This is a genomic window from Bacillus cereus group sp. BfR-BA-01380, assembly GCF_022663535.1.
GTDB lineage: Bacteria > Bacillota > Bacilli > Bacillales > Bacillaceae_G > Bacillus_A > Bacillus_A cereus_BB.
This window is the reverse complement of record NZ_JAKUFS010000029.1, coordinates 1-25,543: the sequence shown is the minus strand read 5'-3', so window position 1 is coordinate 25,543 and position 25,543 is coordinate 1. Positions and strand designations below refer to the sequence as shown.

Here is a 25,543-nt window from a genome sequence, read left to right as displayed (position 1 = left end):
TGTGATTCCTGCTTTGAGAGGGGTTTACTTTACATTATTTCCTCTTCTTCCGCAGAATAACTACTAGTAGAATTGTTGCCAGTAAGCTAACAACAGAAACGATGGCTCCTACTACAAATCCTGGGGATGTATACTTCAATTCAATCGTATGTGTGCCTTTTGGTAGTTCTACTCCAAGAAATGCATCATTTAATTTCAGTACTTTCACATTTTTTCCATCAACCGTTGCTTTCCATCCTTTATCATATGGGATAGATAAGAACAGAAGATTATCTTTTTTTACATCAATCTTTCCTTGAACACTGCGACTAGTATAGTTAGTTACGTTCAATGGTTGTTGCTTTAATTCGTCCACACGTTTTTCAAATGTGTCTACATCAAGTCCGTAGAACAACTGTTGATCTAATTCAATGGAATGACGACTTACCTTCACTTCCACTTCTACTTCTACTTTTTCATTTTCAAAAGAGCCGAGGTCAAGAATACCATTGTTCCAATAATACTCTGGATAACTAGATAAATCGCTGTCTGGTCCCTCACCAATTGTTTTACCTAATGTTTTTCCATTCACGTAAACCTTTGTTACACCAGTTGGTTCTACGCGTAATTTTGTATATAATTGTTGTTTTCCTTTAACGTCAAACACGTATTTAATACTTGCTGTTTTATCATCTTGCTGTTTTACCAATTCAATTGGTTTTTGTTTTGTAAGAGCCGCTTTTTTCTTATCAGCAGCAAGTTGTTTTTTACTTTTTTCTGTGTCTGCTACTTCCAAGTTATTATATTGAACAGAAATTGGTTCAAACGGCTTATAATAGCTAACAGTTTGTCCATTTAACTTGCCCATTAGTTTATTTTGCTCTTCAAATGAGTTTGTATAGTTCGTTTTTTCAACCTTTAATTTCTCTTTTCCTTTTGTATCAAACTCATCTTTATTGACCATATACCCAAACGGAAGGGCATTTTTATTCTCATATACGGAAATATCTCCGATACTGTCAACTTTTTCAAAACCATATTTATTTACTGGAAGATCCGAAATCATATACTTCATACCAAGTAGGGCATCGGTTGAAACAATCCCTTTGCCATTTTGCAAAATTAATGCATCCAAATAACCGTAACCTAAATCTTGCATATATAAATTTAAGTGCCCATTTGCAACAGAATTAAAATGAGTAAGCCCTTTATATCCAAAGCGCATTGCATCATTCCAAGTTCTTCCCATTGTCGTTTCCATGCGATATAGGCCTTTATCGTTTTCAGCTAGCTTTTGAATCGTTTCTTCATATCTCGGATATGGAGATGCATATTCTTGACGATTAATGTAGCCATACTCATAACCCATTAACTTAATCATATACACTGTGTTAAGTGCGGCATCTAGCCCGACTACAGCCACCAATGCGACAGATACTAACGCTTTGTTCTTTTTCACTCGAACTTTTGCATATAGTAACAGCGCATACACAACCACGAAAAAGATGTTTGCCATCATTTTGTTGGATTGCATATAAGAAGGTGCTACTTTTCCAAGTAAAACAATCATAAATAGATTAAAGAAAACAATCTTTTTCAATGCCGGTAATAATTCTTCTCCAAATACCATAAACGTTCGAACAGCCACATAAATAAGTAAAAATGACAATACAAACGAATAACGATACGGGAAATTTGTTGGCGGCTCAAAGCCATGCCAAGCGATATTTAAAAATGGTAGTTCAAAAGAAAGAACTAAAAACAGCATCACTGCCCCATACACAATTTTTTCTTTTAATGAAATTTTCTTTGTTACGAAGAACAATGGAACAAGTAATAGTGTTAATACACCAGCATACACGTTTGGCATTCCATTAACCGTTGTATCGACAATTCCATTAAAGAAGCGACTATAAAAGTCAAATGGATCAAAATTAAACGCTGTAGAAAACGGAAGTTTCGTACGTTCCGCAAAGTTGCTCTTTAAGTCCAAATACGTCGGCACCGTAATAAATGCTGACATTCCAGCTGCTAAACCTGTTCCAATGCAGAACCATACAAACTTTTGCATAAATTGCTTTACATTACGAACATCATAAAGAACACAGAAACGTGCCACAAAGTAAATAAATGTAAAGATACCTACCATATAGGAAATATAGAAGTTTGTAATAAACGTAAGAGCTAAACTAAAAATAAACAATCCGTATTTTTTAGTCGTCAACAACTTCTCAATTCCAAGCATAATGAGCGGAAGCAAATAAATCGCATCCAGCCACATAACGCAGAAAGAATACACTGTTACAAATGACATTAATGCATAAAAAGTTGAGAATAATGCGATTGTAATCTCACGACGCTTCATCATATGACTTAAATAATGCGTCATTGTCACACCAGCTAATCCAACTTTCAATAATGTCATAATCATAATTGCTTCTGGAATATGAGCACGATCAAAAAAGAAAATTAAAATAGAAAACGGGCTTGCTAAATAGTAGGCAAATACGCCAAGAAAATTTAGTCCCATTCCGCCTTCCCAACTATAAAAAATGCTTTTTCCATTTTTCATAACATCATATAAATATGTGTAAAACTGTACATACTGTGTGTGCAAATCAGTAATAAGAATTGACTTTTGTCCAAATGGAGCAATACCAATCAGTATAAACATTACAGCATAAATAGAAAACGGAAGGAAAAAAGCTAATGCATATAAAAATTTCTTTTTCTTAAATAAATCCAACAGTTGTTGCATTATACTCCTCCATATCACTCTGAGTTCAAAAATATATGTATAAAAAACAATAGCCGGCATAAAGCCCAGCTATTTATTTTTATGCATTTTGGCCTTGTTTCACTTCGACCTTCTTTTTAAAAATTATATATTTACTTGCAAAATAGTTAACAACTACAACAATAACATTCGCGATAATTTTAGATACTAAATCATTGATACCTAACCATTCCACTAATGCAATCATGGAGAAGAGATCGATGAAATACGATAAGACGCGAAAGCCCATAAAATAGAAAAACTCTTTCATTACCTGAGAAAAGCTCGTTTGTTGGCTGTTAAATACATACTTTTTATTTGTAATATACGCAAACAACACAGATACAATCCATGCAATTGTCGTGGCAACTTTGAAATCCATTCCCGATAAAGTTGCACAAACAAAATATGTGACAATATTAACCAGCGTCGTTAAACCGCCAAAAAGCAAATAGTTAAAGATTTCTTTCGTTTTGCTATTCACGTTTTTAATCTCCTAACGATTTGATTTTACTTTATGATCTTCTACGCGATATAACTTTGCTGTCGGCTTTTCATCCAAATTTGTTACTTTATCATCATTATACTCATCTACAAAGTATAGTGGACGATTTTTCGTTTCGTTAAAGATACGCCCTAAATATTCACCGATAATTCCAATTGCAATTAATTGGACACCGCCAAGGAATAAAATCGCTGTCATCATAGATGGATATCCGCTTACAGATTCCCCATGAATAAGCGTCTTAATAATAATCCAAAGCATGTAACAAAATGCACCAAATGATACGGTGAATCCGAAGAAGGATGCAAGACGTAATGGAGCCGTTGTAAAGGATGTGATTCCTTCAATTGCTAAATCGATTAGCTTAAAGTAGTTCCATTTCGTTTCACCAGCTGCACGTGGATCGCGGTCGAATAAAATTTCTTTCTTATTGTATCCAATCCAACTGAACATTCCTTTTGTATAACGCTGTGTTTCGCGAATTTTCTTTAATGCTTCCACGCAGCGTCTATCCAGTAAGCGGAAATCTCCTGTATTTTCTTGAATCGGGATTCTTGTTGTTTTCTTTAAGAGGCTATAGAATTTTCCAGCTGTCCATTTTTTCGCCCAAGATTCCCCTGCACGAGAACGTCTTTTTGCATAAATATCATCATAGCCTTGCTCCCAATATTGAATCATTTCCGGAATTAATTCCGGCGGGTCTTGTAGATCAGCATCAATAATGATAACTGCATCTCCCATTGCATGATCCAGTCCAGCAATCATCGCTGTTTCTTTTCCAAAGTTACGAGATAAATCTACATAAGAAATGCGTTTATCGCGTACTCGAAACTCCTTAATGATATCTAATGTATTATCTTTACTTCCATCATTCACAAACAAAATCTCAAAGTCGTAATTTGGCACCGACTCAATTACTCCTGTTAACCGACTATACAACTGATCTAACACTTCTTCTTCATTGTAGGCCGGCACTAAAATTGTAATGGTCTTCAAAGAAGGTACCCCTTTCTTTTTCAAATTTTCCAAGTAAAGAACAATTTATAAGCACAGATTAGACATAGTAAATTGGATGTTTTCCTTAGAATACCTCTTTCTCCAATTCACTATGTCTAATCTTGCACATCTATTAAAAATTAGTTTTTAATCGCTTCTCCTTGTTCTTTCACAAGGCTTTGCATAATTTGTAGTAAATCTTCTTTTAATTCGTCATGTTGCAGCGCCATTTCAATTGTTGTTTGAATAAAGCCAAGCTTCTCACCAACATCATAACGTTTTCCTTCAAAATCGTAAGCGAATACGCGTTGAATCTCATTTAGATTTTGAATTGCATCCGTTAATTGAATTTCACCGCCCGCACCGATATGTTGCTCTTCTAGGAAACGGAAAATTTCTGGTGTTAATATATAACGACCCATAATCGCTAAATTTGAAGGTGCTGTACCTTGTGCTGGTTTCTCAACAAATTGTTTTACTTGATAGCGACGGCCATCTTTTTCTAATGGATCAATAATACCGTAACGATGTGTTTCATTTTCCGGAACTGTTTGCACACCAATTACGGATGACAATGTTTTTTCATACTCATCGATTAACTGTTTTAAGCAAGGTTTTTCTGCTTGTACAATATCGTCTCCAAGTAATACAGCAAACGGCTCATCACCAATGAATTTGCGTGCGCACCATACTGCATGCCCTAAACCTTTTGGTTCTTTTTGACGGATATAGTGAATATCAACCATTTTAGAAGAAGCTTGCACTCTTTCAAGTAGCTCATACTTTTTCTTCTCTAATAAATTTTGCTCTAATTCAAAGGCATTATCGAAGTGGTCTTCAATTGCACGTTTTCCTTTACCTGTAACAATAATAATATCTTCAATACCTGCAGCAACAGCTTCTTCAACGATATATTGAATTGTTGGTTTATCAACAATCGGTAACATTTCTTTTGGCATTGCCTTCGTTGCTGGTAAGAAACGTGTTCCAAGACCAGCAGCAGGAATAATAGCTTTTCTTACTCTTTTCATGCTTATAACCTCTTTCTTTGTTGGTCTATATGCGCATTTATACAAATATATATTTTTTAATTTGCCCCGTCAAAATATATTTATTGAATACATTTTATTCCTTGACAAGACATTTCTTATAGAAAAAACGCAACTTCTATATTATATATCTATTAATCTAAGTGTCATATTACAGTTTTCTTACATGTTGTTTTTCCCTTATCGAAAATGACACTTCCTACAAATTCTACATGATTGCTTCTTTATTCGTCAAGGTTACTTTATAGTTGTCCTTTATTTGTCACTTTGCTTCCTGTAATATCTAAAAACGCAACATGCTTTATTCTAGCGTTACCATATACTCATGCCTGTACTTCTTCATTTTTTTACTTCAATAAAATAAAAATACACCAGACTTTTCCAAAGGAAAAATCCACTTAAATAGTAAGAAAATGAAGAAGACCTAATAGATTATTATATAAAAGCCACCCATAACTATAATATTCCTACTTTATATTCAACTATATAAATACAAATTAAAAAATTGGCATAAATCCCTCTTTCTTTTCAGGCGGGCAAGAGCATCTGGCCATGCATAGACGTGACTTATATATCGAAAAATGAAAATGGGATATATAAATGAGTTAAAAGGAGTGAATGCAAAGTTCACTCCTCTTCGTTTTCTTTCTCCTACTCTAATAGACAATAAGTCCTCAAAAATCCCAAAAGTTAGGTTTCCTGTTAGAGTCCGATTCGTTCAACTAACGATCAGTGGAGAAAGCGTTCTGATGAGAATTTCACTTCATTACATAGTCATTTTTTGCTTTTCTTCTTTATAATAGTTATCCAACTGTTTCTTCACTTTTTCATTTTCATGCTGATGAATCGCTACGATTTGGGTCAACTCTTTAATACGAGCAGACGACCTTGAAACAACAATCGTTAAAAAGAACAATACACATGTTACAAATACAAATCCTAAAAAAAACAGTGCATTAATTGGCGTTGCAACGCCTAATATATCCGATACAACATTAATCGTTTTTGGAAAGATTCCAATGATGAGAATACCCACTAAAACGCCAAACCATGTTAGTACATACTTCAGGTCTAATTTCTCTTTACGTACTAAGTTTGTAAAAATAACTAACCCTGCTAATACACCTAAAATAATTAATATTTGAAGGCGAATTGTCATGAAACAATCTCCTTTCGTTTAGGTTTTAATCTATCGATTGTAATCGCAAGTGTCACTTTAACCATATAATAAATTGCTTTGTAATTTACAATCGAAGATGTGCCACCAATTCTCTCTCGCATAAGTACAGGTGCTTCCTCTATTTTATAATCATTTCTTAATACAGAAACAATACTTTCTGGTTCTGGATAATCTTTTGGATAATAATCACAAAACTCATTAATAATATTGCGATTCACCATTCTAAAACCAGAAGTAGCATCCGTGATTGTTTTTCCAGATACAACTTTAATTAACTTTTCAAAGAAACGAATTCCTAATCTTCGTGTAAAGGAAGATTGAAAGCCCTCTTTATTAATAAAACGCGAACCAATGACCATATCTGCTTGCTTCTCTTGCATCGTCTCAAGAAGAACACCTAAATAAGCAGCATCATGTTGACCATCACCATCAAATTGTACTGCAATATCATAACCGTAGCGCTGCGCATATTTATACCCCGTTTGCATCGCCCCACCGATTCCTAAATTAATTGGCAAACTGACATAGTTAAAATTATTCTCTTTACAGATTTGCTCTGTATCATCCTTTGAACAGTCATTAATAATAACGTAGTCAAAATCTGGTGCATTCGTTTTTATATCCTCTACAACATGAATTAAATTCGTTGATTCATTATAAGCAGGAATAATAATGAGCTTCTTTTTAAACAAACGTAATCCCTCACTCCATTAATTTTAATAAAAATAACCTAACATAAAAACATTTGCATACAACAACATACAACATGCTAACTGCGCTGATCTTTGTGCCGTTAATTCCGAATACTGTTTCACATTCATTTTTTCATTAAGAATGAACAATATAATTGGTAAAATAGGTAAGAAATATCTTCCTTGTAGCCCACTTATGGCATCTGCACCAACTTCAGACCAAGTTAAATATAAACTTAACATAACGAGGCCAATTATACTTATGCTTGTTAAAATAAAAATCCCATAATCGAAGTTGCGTAATTTAAACTTATCTCCTGTATAATCAAAGATTGCCGTCATAACAAGCCCAACCAAACTAATAATTACAATACCACTCATTAAATGCGTTACCCATCCAACTTCATTTAACATATTCAGCCACATACTCATTCCACTTTCAAACGTGCCAAAGAATGTTTTCATAGCTTCAACTGGATGTCCAAGCATGAATTTCAATTGCTCAACTGGATTAATTTTAGGATTTGGATTAATTGTTCCAACAAACTTCATCACAAATAAATTCCAAAAACTCATGATTAAGCCCGGTATACCCGCCAGCATAAAGAAAGAGATAATGCCTTGCATTTTCGTATGGAATAATCTTCTTCCCCAAAATGTAAATATTAAGAAAGATAATGGCCAGTACGTAAATTTACACAATACGATAAGCATTAATAACACAGTCGGAATAATAAAATCCTTAACTCGTAACGTATTATTTTCTGAACACATCATTTTCTGTAACATAATAGCAAGGAATAAGTAACTCAATCCCATCAATATTGCATCAGCAGAAAACGACGCACTCAATGATACAAATAATGGAAATGAAGCTAAAAATGCTAGCGTATTTTTTAATCTTGGAATTATTTTTATCGCCTTTACAGTCAAAGCGATATAAACAATTAAATTAAAAATCCTTCCCAACATTAAAGCAGTAAAAGCTTTTAAACCTAATATATGGGCAATAAACAAACCCAGCGCTTGTGGAATATATGGAATTGGTGTATAAACAGCCGTTGTCGGTTGCTCGACAAATTTTGTTTTATTTGCAAAGGTATACGTATCCCAAGCCTCGCTCTTAGCCCGATCATATCTTTCGCCAGGTGCAAGCAATCCATAAGTTGTCTCAAATTGATTCGGCCTTGGCATGTCTTCTATATTTTCTGGCAAGTTAACGCCTACTTTATCGCCTTGTTTAGTAGATAGAAGGTTCCCTAAACTAATATCATAAGCTTTTGCAAAATGAAAATTCTCATCAGTTGCTTCAAAGAGCGGATTATTAAAACTAAACATAATCCCCATTGCTCCGACCACAACAATAAAATTCTTAATTGTATTTTTCCCAATTAAAGCCAAAACAACTAAGGTAACGAATGCGGTAATTGTAGCTTGTCTAATTTTTAGCCAATCTAGTTGATCGTATAATACTTTAGCTGCTACTGCTTGTCCTTTATCTTCTTTACCATTAACAATCAATTTTCCATCTGATGATAATGATGTCCCAGTACGAATAGAAATTTTTTCACCATTCTCCGCTTTCACTATTTTCACTTTTAAGACAATATCATTATCTAGATCTTTTGCAACAGGAACTATGATACTACTTTTAAAATGAGGATCTTTAATATAGCCTTCTCCACCCCATTGTTTCAAATCGATTGTCTCTTTACTCACTACTCTTCCTTTTACTGAAAGTTCATACTCTAATAGTGCATTTTTATGATAACTTTCGCTTGTAAGAGGTAATAACACATACTGCGGGTTTTCTCCAGCAAAACGAAACTCTTGTCGTAATTCATCGCCCTCGGCTAAATCAATCATTTTATAATTGCTATAAGCAAGACTTTTGTTTACAGTATGAAGAGGTCCCGTCAGGAATACATAAAAAACTGCACAAAAAACTACAAAAAAAGACAAAAATATCTTTTTCCTATTTATCATACAACATAACACTCCATTTATATTATTTTTCTTACATTAACACTACTTATTTTAGAAATACACTCTTCTCACTGTATACAAAACACAGCAATTCCTATAATGATAATCATATTTCCTATTACTTTTCTTTTCGTGATTTTCTCGCCAAGAAAATACCAACTGAATACTAAAATAACAACGTAACTAAGCGATTCTAAAACAGGTGCTTGCTTTAACGGAACACCTTTCAATGCAATCACATTTAAACCCGCGTTTATTACAAATAAAGAATATCCAATAATTACATAACGATTCACATATTCTTTCCACTTCGTATCATAGACAGCTAACGTTGCTTTTTTTAATAAAATTTGGGAATAGTTCGCCAAAATAACTCCAAAAATATATAGCAGTACAAATTTATTCATCTCTTGTCACCACAACAATTCCAATTATAATGATAGCTGCACCTAGCAAATTATTCCATTTTATAACATCCCCAAAAAACACTACGGACCATAGAAGCCCCCATAAAATAATAATCCCTCGATGTGAATACGCTTTAGATATTTCAAAATGTTTAATTACTTGCTGCCAAATAATTGCATATCCAAACAACAGAATAATAAGTCCCATGTAAGCCACGAAAAAACTAATTGAAGTAACTGAAAATTTTGCCGCCCATTTCATATACACCATTATGATAGAGTATAAAAAAAAGGCTGCATGTAAAAACACATAATTTTTAGTAGATACTTTCATACACTCAACTCTCTTTTTATGAATTAAAACCTAAATAGAAAATGAAACTTTCATTTCTTACACAAACCCCTGTTTTGAAAGCGTATACTTACCCACACGAAACAAAATTTTATCACAAAACAAGAAAAATTTCATGCTTATCTAACATTTTCCGTCTTTATATAAAGACATAAAAAAAGAGGGGAATATCCCCTCTTTAGTCATATTAAAGACGATTCATAATATCTTCTTTAATCGCTTCAAGCTTCTCTTCACTACGCTGCAAGGAATCTCCTTGTACACCGAAGTAAAACTTAATCTTTGGCTCTGTTCCAGATGGGCGTAGGCAGAACCAAGATCCATCTGCCAAATAATACTTTAATACATTTGATTTTGGTAATTCAATTTCTTCTGTTACATTTTCTTTCACTTTTGTTCTAACGCTTGCTTTATAATCTTCTGCAATCGTTACTTCTAAACCAGCCACTTCTGTCGGTCTATTTTCACGGAACGATGTCATCATATTTTGAATTTGCTCTGCTCCGTCTTTTCCTTTTAACGTTAAGGAAACAAGTCCTTCACGGAAGTATCCGTACTTTTCAAATACTTCAAGTAAACCATCATATAATGTTTTGCCTTGCGCTTTATAATATGCGGCAACTTCACATGCAAATAATACAGATTGTACTGCATCTTTATCACGGCAGAACGGGCGAATTAAATAACCGTAGCTTTCTTCATAACCGAACTGGAACTCATATTCTCCGCTCGCTTCATATTGCTTAATCTTTTCACCGATAAATTTAAAGCCAGTTAACGTATCGATTGTATCAAGTCCGTAAGATTTTGCGATTGTACGTCCTAATTCAGATGTAACGATTGTTTTTAATACAACACCGTTCGCCGGTAAAATACCTTGTTCTTTCTTTTGTGATAATAAGTAATCCAGCATTAAAGCACCTGTTTGGTTTCCTGTTAACACTTGATACTCACCATCATGATTGCGAACTGCTACACCAAGACGATCAGCATCTGGATCTGTTGCAATTAATACATCTGCATCAATTTCTTCACCGTATCGAATTGCCAATTCAAACGCAGCATGTTCTTCTGGATTTGGTGATTTTACTGTTGTGAAGTTTGGATCTGGCTGTTCTTGTTCTTTTACAACAGTTACATTTTTAAATCCAACTGCTTCTAATCCGCGGCGAGCCGGAATATTAGACGTTCCATGCAAAGGTGAGAAGACAATCTTTAAATCTTGTCCAATTTCCTTCACAAGCTCTTTATTAAGAATAACTGTTTTTAATTGTTCTAAATATGCATCATCAACTTCTTGACCGATGATCTGTAAAAGACCATTTTGTTTCAATTGCTCTACATCAGCAACCTCTACTGTCAATTCATCACTTACATGATTTACATAATGAATTAACTCATCTGCTTCTTTTGGAGGCAATTGTCCACCATCATCTCCGTACACTTTATAACCATTATATTCCGGCGGGTTATGGCTTGCTGTAAGAACAATTCCACTATACGTATGTAAATAACGCACCGCAAATGACAATTCTGGTGTTGGGCGCAGACTTTCAAATACATATGTTTTAATACCGTGAGCACCTAATGTTGCTGCTACTTCCATTGCAAACTCCGGAGACTTATGACGAGAATCGTATGCAACAACAACGCCTCGTGCTTTTGCTTCTTCACCTTGCTTTTCAATGAAACGAGCTAAACCTTCCGTCGCCTTGCGAACAGTGTACACATTTAAACGATTTGTGCCGGCACCTAGTTCCCCGCGCATACCGCCTGTACCAAATTCTAAATTTTTATAAAAACTATCTTCAATTTTCTTTTCATCACTTTTCATTTCTTCTAGTTGCTGCTTTAGCTCTGCATCTAAATCTGCAAAGGAAATCCAGCGTTCATATTCATTTTTCCATTCCATGTTGTTTTCTCCTCTCAATCAGCATAGTCTCATTATATGAAAAAAATTATGCTTCCCTCAATATTTTTTATTTTTTTACAACATTTAATTCCTATTTATCGAGGAAAAACATTGACACACATTAAAGTCACAAAAGTAGTATTTAATCCGAAATATAAAAAAGGAAACCCCAAGAATGCTGTTAAATCAACATTCTTGGGGTTTTAATTTGGGGGCATTTTTTAAAAATGGATTTTTCAGACAACCCCTTGATTTAATTTATTATTTTAAAGTCAACTGCAAAAGCTTTTTTCTTAGGTAAAATTATTTTACTAACTTTCATGTTTTTCTCTAAATTAAAAGCATACATTATATCTTTCCCACTTTCAGTAAAACTTCCAGGTGATAAAGTATATAAATGTTTATCTATAATTGTAGCCTTTGTTATACGAGATGAATCTGGATTCACGTATTCTTTTACTACATTAAAATTTTTATCGTACTCTATAATGTTACCTTCGACAAATACTACAAAATACGAATCTTTATATTCAAGAATTGCTCGTGTATAAGTATAGGGTAAATGAATATATCTGGAAGATAATGTGTTTTTATTGAAAATGGTTAATTTAGATTCAGAACTTAGTATCAATTCATCATTATTAGTTGTAATAAAATTTCGAGGGTGTCCGGGCGCTTCCAAATGATACGTATTTAATTCTCCATTTTCTATATTAACTGTATAAATAACGTTCTTTTTGTCTTCGGTAATCCAATCGCTCGTGGCATATACTATTCTTTTTGAGGAATCATAATGGATTTGTGTAATATAACCGTTTACTTGAATACGATGATTAACATTTTTATCTTCTTTATCTTTAATAACTAAAGTTGAATTTTGTAAATCATCATTTAACCCTTTGATTATTATGTTGTCATCTTCATAAATAGCTGAAATCCCATTTTCTTCTTTCTTTATTTGTGCATTATTATTTTTATCAATATATGCACGTTTTCCTTGTGTTTTGGAAGGTAATACAAATTGATCCTTGTTTTTAATCGTTTCCTCAAAATAATAATCTGTTCCTTCTAATTTAGTAGAAGTAACATTTTCAGGATCTTTAATAAATACAAATTCGCTATTATGAAGTATGCCTGGCTTCATATACAGAAGACCAATATTTTCAAATGCTGAAGCATCGTTTTTATTGACGTTAACAGAATTATCAGTCTTATTTATCAAAAAATAAGTAATAGTTACAATAAAAATTATAAGCACTACTGTATATATTTTTTTCATAATAGACTCCTTTTAATTAGAATTAATATTCCACGGTAACGTCAGACTTTAAAGTATCTTTTGGCAAGACGCTCCCCCCATCTCCATCTATATCAAATCCTTTTTTTACAAAAATACGGTGGGATGAGGTCTTATTTGTGCTGCATATAATTTGAGAAAACGGAGTACAATCCTGAATCAAGTAGTAAAAGAGCCACAAATACAGGGCTAAATCAGGAGGATGTTTCTACAATATCACGATTCACCATCCATATAAAGGTAAAAAAAAGAAGCCGTCTCCAAAAGGTCATTATTCAACGACCCTTCGGAACAGCCTCTTCCCTCACTTACTCTTCATTTCCAAAGCTTTCAACAAGTGTTGCCAATGTACGTGCCATTGCTCCTGTTCCTCCGCTTGGCCCTAAGTCATGTGCGCTCTTTGTATCAGATGTTCCCGCGATGTCTAAATGCACCCAAGGTGTTTTTTCTGCAAATTCTCCAAGGAATACACCTGCCATAATCGCATGACCATCACGTCCTGGCGAGTTATTTAAATCTGCTAACTGACTATTTCGAACACGCTCTTTATCGCGTTCAAAAATCGGTAATTGCCAAATTGGCTCATCTGTTTCCATCGCTGCTTCTAGCACTTGCTCATAAAATGCTTCGTTATTTGTCATAGCACCCGTTGTATGATTTCCAAGAGCAACAATAACACCACCTGTTAATGTCGCAACATCAACAAGATAATTTGCCCCAAGCTTCTTCGCATACGTAATACCGTCAGCTAACGCTAAGCGGCCTTCTGCGTCTGTATTTAATACTTCAATCGTTTTACCGCTCATCGATGTAATCACATCATCTGGTTTAAATGCAGTGCCGCTCACCATATTGTCTGTAGAAGGAATAACAGCCACTACGTTTTGCTCTGGGCGAAGTTCACCGATAATTTCCATTGCACCAAGAACAGCTGCCGCACCGCCCATATCACCTTTCATGCCAACCATACTTTCGCGCGGTTTTAGAGAATACCCACCTGTATCGTATGTAATTCCTTTACCAACTAACCCAATTACATCTGTCCACTCTTCTTTACCTTTATATAAAAGAGCAATCATTTTTGGCGGCTCTGTAGAACCTTGGTTTACCGCAAGCAGAGCACCCATTCCAAGCTCTTCCATTTCTTCTTTCTCAAGAACTTTATAATCCATATCGTACTTTTCTGCTAGTTCAACCGCATAATCAGCTAAAGCTGTTGCCGTTAACATATTTGGCGGCATATTCACAAGCGTACGCGCAGAGTTTGTAGCACGTCCGTGTACATAACCAACTGTTAATGCAGCTTCAATTTCTTGTGGATCTTCCTTTGTAATCACAACAAAGCTTTCTAATTGATGCGCTTCTTTTTTATCTGTTTTATATGTTAATAGCTCATATGTGCCAAGGAAGTATGTTTCTGCTGCAATATGCGCAACATCAATAGCGTCCATTTTATCTGTAACGAATGAATCTAACATAAATGCAACGTTTTTCACTTTCGCACTTTGTAATGTTTTTGCTAACTTTCCGAGCGCACCTCGCAGTGTTTCTGTCGTATATCTTTCTTTTTTTCCAAGGCCAACAAAGTAATAACGCTTTGCATTTGTTTTTCCTAAACTATGTAATTTAGAAATGACTTTTTTCTTTGGAGAAATTTCCTTTTCATCTAGTAATACCTGTAAATGCCCATCAAACGCTTGATTTAATTCTTTCACAAAACTGCTCATTACCTCATCTTCAAATAAAGCAACAACTACCGCTTCATGACTTACTAACTCTTTTTGCACTTGAAACATGCTAGCACCCCCTGTTTTTTCTGTCCCTATTATATCCTTATTTTTGAGAAAATGCGATAATTCAAACTTCTTCCATGTATAAAATGAATTGCGGAAGCTGCGGCAAATCCTGAATTTCCTCATATGAAATTCGATTTACCTCTCTCGGTAACATTTTACAACACGTTTGAATGAAGTGTACGACTTTTTCAACATTCAAATTCCAATAAATCGGGCAATACGGAGTTAAATACACTTCAGCTACTTCCATCATGATCCGTGCCCCCTTTATATTTCCGTAGCTATAATGATACTGTGCGACTGTCATTTGCAATAAACCTTTTAAAAACAAATTCCCTCGATCTTCGAGCCACATTTCTTCTAATAAGTCATGGCACGTATAATAATCACCTTCATTATACTTTATAAAAAACTCATAATACGCTAAAGGATAATCTTCCATCACTTCTCTCCCTTTTCTGCGTTTTTCTTCTCCATTTCACTTTATCCCGCATTAACGGGCAGTAATACTCCCACCTCAAATTTTGGCAAAATCAAAGAAGTTAGGTGGGAGATAAACTGCCCATAAAAGCCCGATTGGTTCAACTAATAATCAGTGGGGGATACCCCCCACTGATTAAAGTTTCACTTTATGATAACAAACGAAAAAAGTCTAGCGCTATAAGCGTCTAGACTATCGTTGCTTGAAATATTGTCCGCGAAATACTTGCATTGTTTCGTCTTCATTTAAAAGCGTTAAGTCCTGTTCTGTAAGTTTTCCATTCCCTATTTTCACAACGTAAATATTCAATTTTTTCTTTCCCCATTGCTTATATACATCTCGCACCGTTTCATAATATAAATCAAGGCGGCTTCCTTGAATTGCACCGCCTTTATCCGCCACAACACCGTAGCCATATCCAGGAACGAACAGAATTGTCCCAATCGGAAATACGCGAAGGTCAGCTGCGATTGTTGAATATATATCCCGCTTTACTTTCACCCCAGAATATGTAATCCCGTACTCAGGATGCCCTTTTGTTTTTCCTGTTGACTCCATACCAGCTGTATATCCTGTGGCAGTAACTTCCACCTGGCGATACTTTGACCAATCTTTTGCATTCTCTAAAGCACGAATAACTTCGGCACTTGGAATCACCTGCTTATTTTGTTCAGCTGCGTGTACTACTCTCACTTCACTTTTCTTATACATATCAATCATTTCAGAAAGAGAGATTCCTGACATAGCTTGCCAAGTTACACATAATGCAGCTATAAATAAGCAAATCATTATCATGCGAATGCTATATCGTTTTATCATTTTCGTTTTCCACACTCCTTCATCGTTATTGTGCCCCAACTGATGAAGGAAATATTCATGAAAAAAGCTCCTAAAAAGGAGCTTTAAAACATTTGATATCCACGTTGCCGTAATGATTTGATCACAATACCAGATAAAGCGGCACCAACTAAGCCAGTTGATAAAATCATAATATCAGCTTGTCCAAGGTGAAGAAAGCTTGTTCCTAATGAAGCGAACGCCTCTTTCGGCTTTACAAAATAATCTAAAAAATCAACTTTATCAATAATACACACACAAATAAGCGGATATACGACAACCGTGACCCATGTTGCTCGTAAAATCATATTTAATAAAAAACCAATTCCAAAAAATAAAACTAAGAATAACATCATAGAAATTAATAAAACGGGTATGCTCATTATTTCCATCCCTTCTTATTTATTTTCTGTATTTCCTACAAAAACGTTATATGTTGTATAACCAAATTGCTCTCCTGGTTTTAACGTTCCGTCCATTTGTAAAAGCGGAGCTGGCATTGCTTCTAATAAATACTGTATTAACACGGAAGCATTTTCATCATGTGCCATATCTTTTGGAAATAAGAATGCTCCTTCAGACAATTCTCGCTCCTGAATGATAATGTCTTCTCCTTTTGGTTCTAAAAGAAAAATAATCATATTGTCACTAATCTCACCCTGTATTACACCCGATCGTACACTCATTATTCCTTTCACACTCGTAGCAATTCCTGTCTCCTCTAACACTTCACGCTGCACTGCTTGATCGATTGTTTCTCCTTCATTGACAAAACCAGCAGGCAATGACCATTTTCCTTTTAATCCACTATATTTTTTCTTAACGACAAGCCATCTTCCATCTGACGTTATGACAAGACCGCTTACCGCTAACCACACCTTCCCACGTTTACTCATTATTAGAAACTCCTTCCGATAAAATGAACAGAATATTCATTCTTTTCTTTCATTATACTATAAAGATTTCAAAAGGAGAACGAGGTGAAATGCGCTCTCTTTGTAAAAAGAACTTTATTTATTTTGCAATATTCAGTAAAATAAAAGCAACAAAAAAAACAGAAACAACCGATAGCCAATAGCTGTTTCTGTTTTGAATTACAAATTAAAATAATTTTAACTTACCTTTTTTAAGAACTAATAAAGGTCCGCCAAGCATGAATAAGTAACGGTTATCGATTACTTTCTTCATGAATGAAGCTTTCCAGCCAGTTAATTTTTTGCCCATTACAACGCCCATTGCATCGTCATGGCCTAATGAACATACAGAACCTTTGTTATCGAATACAAACTTCTGCACTTCGCCTTTACCACGAACTAGAACAGCTAAGTTATGTGCAATGTTGTAACCTTGTTGAATTGCGATTTGTGCTGTTGGTGGGTATGGACGGTTAATTTCTTCGTTAATAATTAACGCTGCATCACCAACCATGAATACTTCTTCATGACCTGGAGCGTGCATGTACTCATCCACTTTTACACGGCCGCGCATTGCTTCAAAGCCAGACTCTTCTACAATACCGTTACCGCGTACACCTGCAGCCCAAACTACAGTTGCAGATTTTAGTAATTCTACATCGTCGCCGTTTGCAACAATAATACCTTCTTCAGTTGCTTCTTTAATTGCTGTACCGATGCGGAACTCTACACCTTTTTTCTCTAATTGTTTTACAGCGTACTCAACTAGCTCTGGATCGAAACCAGGAAGTGCTGTTGGAGCAGCTTCAACACAAACGATACGCGCTTTTTCGCGAGGCACATCATACTCTTTGCAAAGCTCAGGAATACGGTTTGCAAGCTCACCTACATACTCGATACCTGTGAATCCAGCACCGCCAACAACGATTGTAACTAATTCATCGCGTTTTTCTGAAGCATATAGAGAGAACATGTACTCCATATGATCACGAATTTGACGAGTTGCATTAATGTTAGCGATAGAGAATGCATGCTCTTTTAACCCTTTAATTCCAAACGTTTCAGACTCGAAACCAAGACCGATTACTAAATAATCATACTCTAGCTCGCTATTTTTTAAGATAACACGCTTTTCAGCTGCTTTAATTTCTACAACTGTGTCTTGTACGAAGTTTACTTTGTTTGTGTCGATTACATCTTTAATATCTAAACGAACTTTGTCGTGATGCAACGTACCAGCTGCACTTTCATGTAACCAAGTTGCTTGATAATGATAGCTGTTGTTATTTACTAATGTGATTTCAGCTTCACTTACAGATAATGTTTTTTGCAGACGAACAGTAGTAATCATTCCGCCATAACCTGCGCCTAGAACTACGATTTTTGGCTTCTTCACCCTAATCACAACCCTCTTCTTTATATAGATAGTTAAAAATAATAAAAATAGTGCTAAAACAAATAAAATGCCAAGAATGTAAAATTCCTCACATTCTTAACAAAACCAAAAACAAGTTTGAAAAATGTTACGAAATTTGTCATAAAAAATTAATACATTCACTTTCCTATATTAGTCGTTTTCTCTTTACTTTTCAAGCACTTGTAGAATTATCAATATTTTAAAATAACGTAGTCTTTTTAAGGTTTTCGACATTCACTTATTTGCTAAGCGTATAAAGCTTTTTACCGGATTCTTTCGCTTTCTGTTATGTCTTATATATATTAAAATTACGAAAAAATACACATAATTACCAAACATTACATCCTTTACTTATTGGTTATTTTCTTCTTTGTATAACAAATCTATACAAGGCGCATACACAATCCAATCGTTTACTACGGTTTTTTTTTATAAAATATGATATCATTTGTCTTGAGTGCGCTTGCACTCCGCTCATGGAAGTTTCGTATAACATACATACGAGTGTATATATAGGAGAAGCACGAAAAATTTCCTAATTATAGGGGGAGTAAACAGTGACAGAAAATCAAAAGGTATACGACATCACTATTATTGGTGGAGGCCCAACTGGATTATTCACAGCTTTTTATGGCGGTATGAGACAAGCAAGCGTAAAAATTATCGAAAGCTTGCCACAACTCGGCGGTCAATTATCCGCATTGTATCCTGAAAAGTACATATATGATATCGCAGGTTTTCCAAAAATTCGTGCACAAGAACTTATTAACAACTTAAAAGAACAAATGAACAAGTTCGAACCAACCATTTGCTTAGAAGAAGCTGTACAAACGTTAGAAAAACAAGAAGATGGCGTGTTCAAACTTGTAACAAATAAAGAAACACACTATTCTAAGTCCGTCATCATTACAGCTGGAAACGGCGCATTCCAGCCACGTCGCTTAGAATTAGAAGGCACAGAGAAATTCGAAAAAGCAAACTTACACTATTTCGTTGATGATATGAATAAATTTGCCGGCAAACGCGTTGTCGTCTTTGGTGGCGGAGATTCTGCTGTAGACTGGACAATGATGTTAGAGCCAATCGCAGAAGAAGTAACAATCGTTCACCGCCGTGATAAATTCCGCGCACATGAGCATAGCGTCGAAACGTTAATGAACTCGCGCGCACAAGTAAAAACACCATACGTTCCAGTTGAACTGATCGGTGAAGAGAAAATTGAACAAGTTGTCCTTCAACATGTGAAAACAGAAGAGAAAGTTGTCATTGATGTTGATGATGTCATCGTCAATTACGGATTCGTCTCTTCCCTTGGTCCAATTAAAGATTGGGGATTAGACATCCAAAAAAACAGCATCATTGTAAATTCTAAAATGGGAACAAACATCCCTGGCATTTACGCAGCTGGTGATATTTGCACATATGAAGGAAAAGTAAAACTAATCGCATGCGGCTTTGGCGAAGCACCAACAGCAGTAAACAATGCAAAAGCGTACTTCGATCCAAATGCGAAGCTGCAACCAATGCATAGTTCTAGTATGTTTTAATAGAAAGAGGCTGATTCCAAAGATGTACCTTTGGAATCAGCCTCTTTTTTATGTGCCCGACAATATATCGGCGGTTCAACGCAATTTAAAGAGCCTTCGACGATGTTCGGCACACAATCCTCTATCCTCACACTGTATAATTATGGTACAATTAACAAGAACGTTTGTTCCCGTTAAAAAGAGAGGATGATACGATGATTCAACCTACAATTGTAAAAAAAGAAGCTTTTCACGCTATTGGTATTTCTATTACTACAAACAATGAAGTGGAAATGTCGGGCGACGGAAAAATTCCTCATCTATGGAATCAATTCTTCCAAGAACAAATCACCAACCAAATTCCAAACAAGGCGACACAAACAGAAACGCTCGCATTGTATTCCAACTATGAATCCGATGAAACAGGTCGCTATACGTTTACAATTGGTATTCCTGTTTCCACTGTCATTGATACACCAGAAAACATGACATCATTCACTATCCCAGCTGCTACATACGCCGTATTTACAACACGCAGAGGGCCACTATCCGAAATCATCGCAGAAACATGGCAAGTTATTTGGAACTGGTCAAAAGAAAATAAACGTGCGTTTACAACGGACTTCGAGCTGTATGATGAACGTGCTTTCGATCCAAATGATGCTCAAGTTGATATTTATATTGCACTTGCTTAATACCAAAAAAGACACAGTAACTGCTGTGTCTTTTTCATATATATATATATTTTTAATAAATATACGAATATAACATCTAACTCCAAAAAAATCCTTACATTACATATCGACAAATCTTACAAAACTGTTATGTTTCTGTAAGATTCGTCGATAGCGAGTCCATATGTTCTCCTACATAATTAACGTATAAAGTGAAACTTCCATCAGTGGGGGTTTTCTTCATCCCCCACTGATGGAAAGCCCGCCCAATCGGGCTTTTACGGGCAGTTTATCTCCCACCTAACTTCTTAAGAAAGGCGGAAGCGGCTCGTTCAGAATCGCAGGACGCCCACGCACAGGGCGGAGAGGCGCTTTCTGCCTCGTCCGAGGGGGCGAAACGACCGGAGATTCTAGCCGCTAGAGCTGGACAATGCTTTCGCCGAATTTTGAGGTGGGAGTATTACTGCCTACAAATAGCGGGATAAACAACAAACAAACACAACTTTATGAGGTGATATATATGAATGGAAATAAAATATTATCTTCGCTTTCTTACTTTAGTGTTCTCTTTGCACCTATCTTGTTCCCGATAATCGTTTGGATTGTAGGCGATTATGAAACAAGAACTCATGCTAAACGCGCTCTATGGACACATATTCTTCCGAGCATCGCTATCTTTATAGGGCTTGCAGTATTAGGAGTTATGGGTGTTGGTTTTAATCAACCAGATGAGACACTTGCCCTTAGCGCAGTGATTGTCGTATGCATTTGTGCCCTACTTAGCCTATACTACTTTATTTGGAATATGGTAAAAGGAATTCAAGTACTTAAAGGATAACTTCTTTCAATTAATTAAAGAAAGGTTCCCAAAGCTAAAAACACAACCACCCCATATCTCACATAAGAGACGTTTGGTGGTTTTTCCTTTTTCAACATGAAAAATCCGCTGGGCAAATTCTACTTTTTTGAATACAATAAAAAAGTATCTGTATAGAAAAATTAGAAACTGTTAACAAAGATAAAAAGACATATGACAGAAAGGAATTCATATGGAGGAATTACAGAAAAGTAAACTTGTTCTAGAAGAAACGGAAATGCCTTTATTAAAAAATACAAACTTCCTATTTCTTTGGGCGGCCACTCTATTTTCAAGCTTTGCCTTAGCATTTTTTACATTTTCCCAAACGTGGTACATAGCAAAAACATTAAATTTAGAAGCATCACTCGGTGTTGTCTTTGTGGCTCTTAGTGTTCCGCGCCTCATTTTCATGATTATTGGCGGAGCTGTTGCAGACAAATTCCCGAAAAAGAATATCATGTTTTATTCTAATATTGTTCGGGCGTTTCTTGTCACTATCATCCTTATTTGGTTTATTATTGGTCACGTCACACTATACACATTTGCTTTATTTGCACTTTTCTTTGGCTTAGCCGATGCCTTTTTCTGGTCAGCTGATGGTTCTATCTTACCTGAGCTTGTAGCGAAACGTCGTCTTACACAAGCAAATTCACTTACACAAATGACGAACCAGGCATCAGTTATTCTCGGTCCTGTCCTTGGCGGGATACTGATCAAATTCAGTAATTATGAGACAATCTTTACAATAACGATTTTATTATTAATTATCGCTGCTATACTGATTCAAAAAGTTCACTCCAGTGTAGGTCAAGAAGATAAACATGAAAATAAGGGCATGTTTACATCTATTAAAGAAGGCATTCTTTATGTGAAAGAATCTTCATTTTTATCAACATTTCTTATCTGCAGCGCCTTTTTGAATTTATTTTTAATCGGGCCGATGCAAGTTGGGTTTCCGCTATTTGTTAAAAATGTATTGCACGGTGATTCTTTACAATTTAGTTATTTAGAGGCAGCCGTTGGCGGCGGGATGGCCATTGGCGCTGTTATCGTTGGACTTCGAAATATTAGTCGCCGCCGCGGGTTATTTTGCATTATTATGATGCTGCTGTCAGGTGTTTTCTTCTTGTCTATTAATTTCAGTACAACACTTTGGCAAGCACTACTTTCAGGCTGCTTTTACGGCATTACAATCGCAATGGCAATTGTGCCGTTAATGGCCATGATTCAATCGACTGTGAAAGAAGAAATGATGGGCCGCGTTATGAGCTTACTTATGCTATCATCGATGGGCTTTATCCCTATTTCTTATGCAGTTACATCACTTGCCTTAGCAGCTGGAATACCTATTGTTACAGTTATGACAAGCGGTGCAGTTGCTGTCATTGTCTTTGTACTCTTTATCGCGATCCGCGTTCCAACTGTACGGAAATTTGATTAAAAGAAAGGAGTTATGCTCCATAAGCATGACTCTTTTCTTTTTTCCCTTTCAAATGGATTATATAAAACAATCCCGCCGTTCCTTCTCGCTGCCGCCCCCCACTCTAATTCGACATCTAGAAATAACTCCCGCATCGTACTATATAAAAGCGCCCCAAAATCTTTGCGAATCTCACCGCACTTATACGCTCTGACAACACTTTTTGTCCGCCGAATGACTTGTATTTGTATATCATCATGCTTCATAAGTTGTTCCCACAACAACCCTACCTCGAACAACTCGCTCTTTTTGTAAGCGAGTTCCACTTTACTCCAAGCAAAATTAATTGTTTGTGGATTTTGTGACATGGGCACAATTGCATTTATAAATCGCTGTGGTATATCATGACGACAATACGTTGCATCCATGTCATACGTTTTTGTTTTCTGTTGTATCTTTAAATTGTTTTCATAAACACTAGTTTCCGCGGTCTCATTTAACAGTTCCTTCTTACGGTCTCCTGCACTTTCGCCATTTTCACATGCGGTCATTTGCATACGGTCACTCATGCGGTCAGCTGCGTGTTTACAAAAAACATACAAATTGGCACTATATCCGCCTCGCTTATGTCTTTCTTTCGTAAACACACGCTTAATAATCCCGAGTTGTTCAAGCTTCGCGACAGAACGGCGCACAGTTCGAATACCTTTTTCTATTTTCAGAGCGATCGTTTCCATTAACGGACATGCAACGCCAACTGTTTTTTGTTTTTCATTAATCGCATATCTTCCTAGCAAACAAATTACAAGGAAATCCGTTTTGTTGATCTGATTTTGATACTGCATCAAAATTTGCTGCTGATATGTATTAAATTCTTCTTTATTTTGAAATTCACTATGTTCCTTCATTAATAAATACAATTTACTCATATATATCACCCCATTTATAAATAAAAGTAAATCTATACAATTGGCGGGAAAATTTATTGTATGATGGAAATAAATTCTTCCAAATGAGGTGAAGACATGATTGTCATTAGTGCGTGTTTAGCTGGAATTGCTTGTCGTTATGACGGAAACGATAATCCCATCGCAAAGATTCAAGAACTACTTGAAAAAGAAGAAACAATTCTTATTTGTCCGGAAGTATTAGGCGGATTACCAACGCCTCGCATGCCTGCTGAAATCATTGGAGGCAACGGGGATGATGTGCTAGATGGAAATGCGAAGGTTATAGATCGCAGCGGAAATGACGTGACAGAAATCTTTATTGCGGGTGCTTACAAAGCATTAGATCAAATCAAAGATTTAAACCCAGAGTATATGATCCTAAAAGAACGCAGTCCATCATGCGGAAGTTCCGTCATTTACACAGGGGAATTTAATGGCCAAAAACAAGATGGTTACGGCGTTACCACCGCATTATTTAGACGACATGGTTTTACGGTGATTTCAGAAGATGATTTTATCCCGCTACTTTAGGGCAGTAAGAGCCCGATTGGTGAGAGCTTTCCATCAGTGGGGGAATGAAGAAAAACCCTCACTGATGGCAGTTTCACTTTATACGAACATATGAGATTGAAGAAATCATTATAGAAGATAAAAAGGACGCCAACTAATGAGCGTTCTTTTTTTATCCCGCACTTGGACACAGAACTTAAAAATGAAGTTTATCATATCGTGAAATATATATGTTCAAAGGAGTGTAATCATTATGTACCCTTATTGGCAACCCAATTATTTCACATATGATATACCTTATGTAAGTTGGGATCCACAATATGCGTTTTCAATGGCACGACATAACCATATCAGTAAAAATGAAGTTGATTTGAAAAGTTATATGCGCTCACTATGGGAACAGCATGTCGCTTGGACAAGACTGGCTATCATTAGCATTATTTTTAATTTACCAGATGTTAACGTTACTATTACACGGCTCCTTCAAAACGCTCCAGATATGGGGAATTTACTCAAACCTTTCTATGGTCAAAATGCAGCGACAAAATATAGTAATTTGATAAAAGATCATTTAGTAATTGCCGCAGACCTTGTCAAGGCAGCAAAGGCCGGCGATCAACACGCTGCATCAATCGCAGAAAAAAAATGGTACGCCAATGGAGACGAAATTGTTGAGTTCTTAAGCAGTATAAATCCTTATATACCTAAAGAAAAATTCAGGAAAATGTTTTATGAGCATCTAGCATTGACTAAATCTGAAGCAGTATCCATGCTAAAGAAAGATTATCAATCAAGTGTGAAATTGTATGACAAAATTGAGAAGGAAGCCTTAGAAATGGCGGATGCGCTTACTGAAGGAATAGTAAAGCAGTTCCCTCAAATATTTCAGTAAACGAAAAAACCAGCCATTATGAGGCCATAGCCATCAAGTTAAGGAAATGAATAAAATTTAACGAAATGGGTCATCCTTCCATGCATACTGCATGGAAGGATGACCCATTTTATGTCTAAGCTTACTCATGTTACAC

The 25,543-nt window shown here is 35.7% G+C and carries 24 protein-coding genes; 6 read left to right on the top strand and 18 right to left on the bottom strand.

Going from position 1 to position 25,543, the window contains the following annotated elements; all coding sequences use genetic code 11:
* Nucleotides 1-34 precede the first annotated feature (34 nt).
* The 17 genes from MR076_RS21195 to MR076_RS21115 all read right to left on the bottom strand — a co-directional run bounded on the left by MR076_RS21195 (nt 35) and on the right by MR076_RS21115 (nt 18,555).
* Nucleotides 35-2,737: a YfhO family protein gene (locus MR076_RS21195; protein ID WP_242223960.1), complete on the bottom strand. Its 2,703-nt coding sequence runs from the start codon at nt 2,735-2,737 to the stop codon at nt 35-37.
* 79 nt (nt 2,738-2,816) lie between these two features.
* Entirely contained in the window at nt 2,817-3,239 is a 423-nt protein-coding gene (locus MR076_RS21190; RefSeq protein WP_242223959.1) for a GtrA family protein, read from the bottom strand.
* A 12-nt stretch (nt 3,240-3,251) separates the two neighbouring features.
* A complete protein-coding gene (locus MR076_RS21185) occupies nt 3,252-4,256 on the bottom strand; it encodes a glycosyltransferase family 2 protein (RefSeq protein WP_242223958.1) in 1,005 nt (334 codons plus the stop codon).
* Nucleotides 4,257-4,396: 140 nt separating this feature from the next.
* Entirely contained in the window at nt 4,397-5,287 is an 891-nt protein-coding gene (galU, locus tag MR076_RS21180; protein WP_242223957.1) for a UTP--glucose-1-phosphate uridylyltransferase GalU, read from the bottom strand.
* A 784-nt stretch (nt 5,288-6,071) separates the two neighbouring features.
* The gene (locus MR076_RS21175) at nt 6,072-6,464 is read right to left on the bottom strand and encodes a DUF2304 domain-containing protein (RefSeq protein WP_242223956.1); all 393 of its coding nucleotides are present in this window, start codon (nt 6,462-6,464) and stop codon (nt 6,072-6,074) included.
* Nucleotides 6,461-7,177 (bottom strand): glycosyltransferase family 2 protein, encoded by a 717-nt coding sequence (locus tag MR076_RS21170; protein WP_242223955.1) that lies wholly within the window; start codon nt 7,175-7,177, stop codon nt 6,461-6,463. Before MR076_RS21170 ends, MR076_RS21175 begins: the two co-directional genes overlap by 4 nt.
* A 24-nt stretch (nt 7,178-7,201) precedes the next feature.
* On the bottom strand, nt 7,202-9,139 hold the full coding sequence (locus tag MR076_RS21165; RefSeq protein WP_242223954.1) for a DUF2142 domain-containing protein: 1,938 nt from the start codon (nt 9,137-9,139) through the stop codon (nt 7,202-7,204).
* 92 nt (nt 9,140-9,231) lie between these two features.
* Nucleotides 9,232-9,570, bottom strand: a complete 339-nt coding sequence (locus tag MR076_RS21160) for an EamA family transporter (protein WP_242223953.1) — start codon at nt 9,568-9,570, stop codon at nt 9,232-9,234.
* On the bottom strand, nt 9,563-9,904 hold the full coding sequence (locus MR076_RS21155) for an EamA family transporter (protein ID WP_242223952.1): 342 nt from the start codon (nt 9,902-9,904) through the stop codon (nt 9,563-9,565). Before MR076_RS21155 ends, MR076_RS21160 begins: the two co-directional genes overlap by 8 nt.
* Nucleotides 9,905-10,109: 205 nt before the next feature.
* Nucleotides 10,110-11,834 carry a phospho-sugar mutase gene (locus tag MR076_RS21150; protein WP_242223951.1) on the bottom strand — a complete coding sequence of 575 codons (1,725 nt, stop codon included), beginning with the start codon at nt 11,832-11,834 and terminating at the stop codon, nt 10,110-10,112.
* A gap of 253 nt (nt 11,835-12,087) precedes the next feature.
* Nucleotides 12,088-13,113 carry a hypothetical protein gene (locus MR076_RS21145; RefSeq protein ID WP_242223950.1) on the bottom strand — a complete coding sequence of 342 codons (1,026 nt, stop codon included), beginning with the start codon at nt 13,111-13,113 and terminating at the stop codon, nt 12,088-12,090.
* Nucleotides 13,114-13,439: 326 nt separating this feature from the next.
* Complete coding sequence (locus MR076_RS21140; RefSeq protein WP_242223949.1) at nt 13,440-14,927, bottom strand: leucyl aminopeptidase; 1,488 nt, start codon at nt 14,925-14,927, stop codon at nt 13,440-13,442.
* 61 nt (nt 14,928-14,988) lie between these two features.
* On the bottom strand, nt 14,989-15,369 hold the full coding sequence (locus tag MR076_RS21135; RefSeq protein ID WP_242223948.1) for a DUF309 domain-containing protein: 381 nt from the start codon (nt 15,367-15,369) through the stop codon (nt 14,989-14,991).
* A 231-nt stretch (nt 15,370-15,600) separates the two neighbouring features.
* Nucleotides 15,601-16,227: a 3D domain-containing protein gene (locus MR076_RS21130; protein ID WP_242223947.1), complete on the bottom strand. Its 627-nt coding sequence runs from the start codon at nt 16,225-16,227 to the stop codon at nt 15,601-15,603.
* A gap of 83 nt (nt 16,228-16,310) precedes the next feature.
* A complete protein-coding gene (locus tag MR076_RS21125) occupies nt 16,311-16,628 on the bottom strand; it encodes a YuiB family protein (protein WP_242223946.1) in 318 nt (105 codons plus the stop codon).
* 15 nt (nt 16,629-16,643) lie between these two features.
* A complete protein-coding gene (locus tag MR076_RS21120) occupies nt 16,644-17,141 on the bottom strand; it encodes an NUDIX hydrolase (protein WP_242223945.1) in 498 nt (165 codons plus the stop codon).
* Between the two features lie 205 nt (nt 17,142-17,346).
* On the bottom strand, nt 17,347-18,555 hold the full coding sequence (locus tag MR076_RS21115) for an NAD(P)/FAD-dependent oxidoreductase (protein ID WP_242223944.1): 1,209 nt from the start codon (nt 18,553-18,555) through the stop codon (nt 17,347-17,349).
* A gap of 578 nt (nt 18,556-19,133) precedes the next feature.
* Here MR076_RS21115 and MR076_RS21110 point away from each other — a divergent pair.
* The 4 genes from MR076_RS21110 to MR076_RS21095 all read left to right on the top strand — a co-directional run bounded on the left by MR076_RS21110 (nt 19,134) and on the right by MR076_RS21095 (nt 23,076).
* On the top strand, nt 19,134-20,123 hold the full coding sequence (locus tag MR076_RS21110) for an NAD(P)/FAD-dependent oxidoreductase (RefSeq protein ID WP_242223943.1): 990 nt from the start codon (nt 19,134-19,136) through the stop codon (nt 20,121-20,123).
* Nucleotides 20,124-20,317: 194 nt separating this feature from the next.
* Nucleotides 20,318-20,797, top strand: a complete 480-nt coding sequence (locus MR076_RS21105) for a GyrI-like domain-containing protein (RefSeq protein WP_242223942.1) — start codon at nt 20,318-20,320, stop codon at nt 20,795-20,797.
* 499 nt (nt 20,798-21,296) lie between these two features.
* A complete protein-coding gene (locus MR076_RS21100) occupies nt 21,297-21,614 on the top strand; it encodes a magnetosome magnetite crystal formation protein family (RefSeq protein WP_242223941.1) in 318 nt (105 codons plus the stop codon).
* A gap of 211 nt (nt 21,615-21,825) precedes the next feature.
* Nucleotides 21,826-23,076 carry an MFS transporter gene (locus MR076_RS21095; RefSeq protein ID WP_242223940.1) on the top strand — a complete coding sequence of 417 codons (1,251 nt, stop codon included), beginning with the start codon at nt 21,826-21,828 and terminating at the stop codon, nt 23,074-23,076.
* Here the strand turns inward: MR076_RS21095 and MR076_RS21090 are convergent.
* On the bottom strand, nt 23,073-23,984 hold the full coding sequence (locus MR076_RS21090) for a helix-turn-helix domain-containing protein (RefSeq protein WP_242223939.1): 912 nt from the start codon (nt 23,982-23,984) through the stop codon (nt 23,073-23,075). The two genes, MR076_RS21095 and MR076_RS21090, sit on opposite strands and share 4 nt — an antisense overlap.
* Before the next feature lie 96 nt (nt 23,985-24,080).
* Here MR076_RS21090 and MR076_RS21085 point away from each other — a divergent pair, with 96 nt between their 5' ends.
* Both MR076_RS21085 and MR076_RS21080 read left to right on the top strand, forming a co-directional pair.
* Nucleotides 24,081-24,536: a 2-thiouracil desulfurase family protein gene (locus MR076_RS21085; RefSeq protein ID WP_242223938.1), complete on the top strand. Its 456-nt coding sequence runs from the start codon at nt 24,081-24,083 to the stop codon at nt 24,534-24,536.
* Nucleotides 24,537-24,768: 232 nt separating this feature from the next.
* Complete coding sequence (locus MR076_RS21080) at nt 24,769-25,407, top strand: acetylglutamate kinase (RefSeq protein ID WP_242223937.1); 639 nt, start codon at nt 24,769-24,771, stop codon at nt 25,405-25,407.
* Nucleotides 25,408-25,543: the final 136 nt, after the last annotated feature.

Excerpts from the sequence above, each read along its gene's own strand:
- MR076_RS21195 (WP_242223960.1), bottom strand. The coding sequence starts at position 2,737 with ATGCAACAACTGTTGGATTTATTTAAGAAAAAGAAATTTTTATATGCA.
- galU (WP_242223957.1), bottom strand. The coding sequence starts at position 5,287 with ATGAAAAGAGTAAGAAAAGCTATTATTCCTGCTGCTGGTCTTGGAACA.
- MR076_RS21175 (WP_242223956.1), bottom strand. The coding sequence starts at position 6,464 with ATGACAATTCGCCTTCAAATATTAATTATTTTAGGTGTATTAGCAGGG.
- MR076_RS21160 (WP_242223953.1), bottom strand. The coding sequence starts at position 9,570 with ATGAATAAATTTGTACTGCTATATATTTTTGGAGTTATTTTGGCGAAC.
- MR076_RS21155 (WP_242223952.1), bottom strand. The coding sequence starts at position 9,904 with ATGAAAGTATCTACTAAAAATTATGTGTTTTTACATGCAGCCTTTTTT.
- MR076_RS21150 (WP_242223951.1), bottom strand. The coding sequence starts at position 11,834 with ATGGAATGGAAAAATGAATATGAACGCTGGATTTCCTTTGCAGATTTA.
- MR076_RS21145 (WP_242223950.1), bottom strand. The coding sequence starts at position 13,113 with ATGAAAAAAATATATACAGTAGTGCTTATAATTTTTATTGTAACTATT.
- MR076_RS21140 (WP_242223949.1), bottom strand. The coding sequence starts at position 14,927 with ATGTTTCAAGTGCAAAAAGAGTTAGTAAGTCATGAAGCGGTAGTTGTT.
- MR076_RS21135 (WP_242223948.1), bottom strand. The coding sequence starts at position 15,369 with ATGGAAGATTATCCTTTAGCGTATTATGAGTTTTTTATAAAGTATAAT.
- MR076_RS21130 (WP_242223947.1), bottom strand. The coding sequence starts at position 16,227 with ATGATAAAACGATATAGCATTCGCATGATAATGATTTGCTTATTTATA.
- MR076_RS21125 (WP_242223946.1), bottom strand. The coding sequence starts at position 16,628 with ATGAGCATACCCGTTTTATTAATTTCTATGATGTTATTCTTAGTTTTA.
- MR076_RS21120 (WP_242223945.1), bottom strand. The coding sequence starts at position 17,141 with ATGAGTAAACGTGGGAAGGTGTGGTTAGCGGTAAGCGGTCTTGTCATA.
- MR076_RS21105 (WP_242223942.1), top strand. The coding sequence starts at position 20,318 with ATGATTCAACCTACAATTGTAAAAAAAGAAGCTTTTCACGCTATTGGT.
- MR076_RS21100 (WP_242223941.1), top strand. The coding sequence starts at position 21,297 with ATGAATGGAAATAAAATATTATCTTCGCTTTCTTACTTTAGTGTTCTC.
- MR076_RS21095 (WP_242223940.1), top strand. The coding sequence starts at position 21,826 with ATGGAGGAATTACAGAAAAGTAAACTTGTTCTAGAAGAAACGGAAATG.
- MR076_RS21090 (WP_242223939.1), bottom strand. The coding sequence starts at position 23,984 with ATGAGTAAATTGTATTTATTAATGAAGGAACATAGTGAATTTCAAAAT.
- MR076_RS21085 (WP_242223938.1), top strand. The coding sequence starts at position 24,081 with ATGATTGTCATTAGTGCGTGTTTAGCTGGAATTGCTTGTCGTTATGAC.
- MR076_RS21080 (WP_242223937.1), top strand. The coding sequence starts at position 24,769 with ATGTACCCTTATTGGCAACCCAATTATTTCACATATGATATACCTTAT.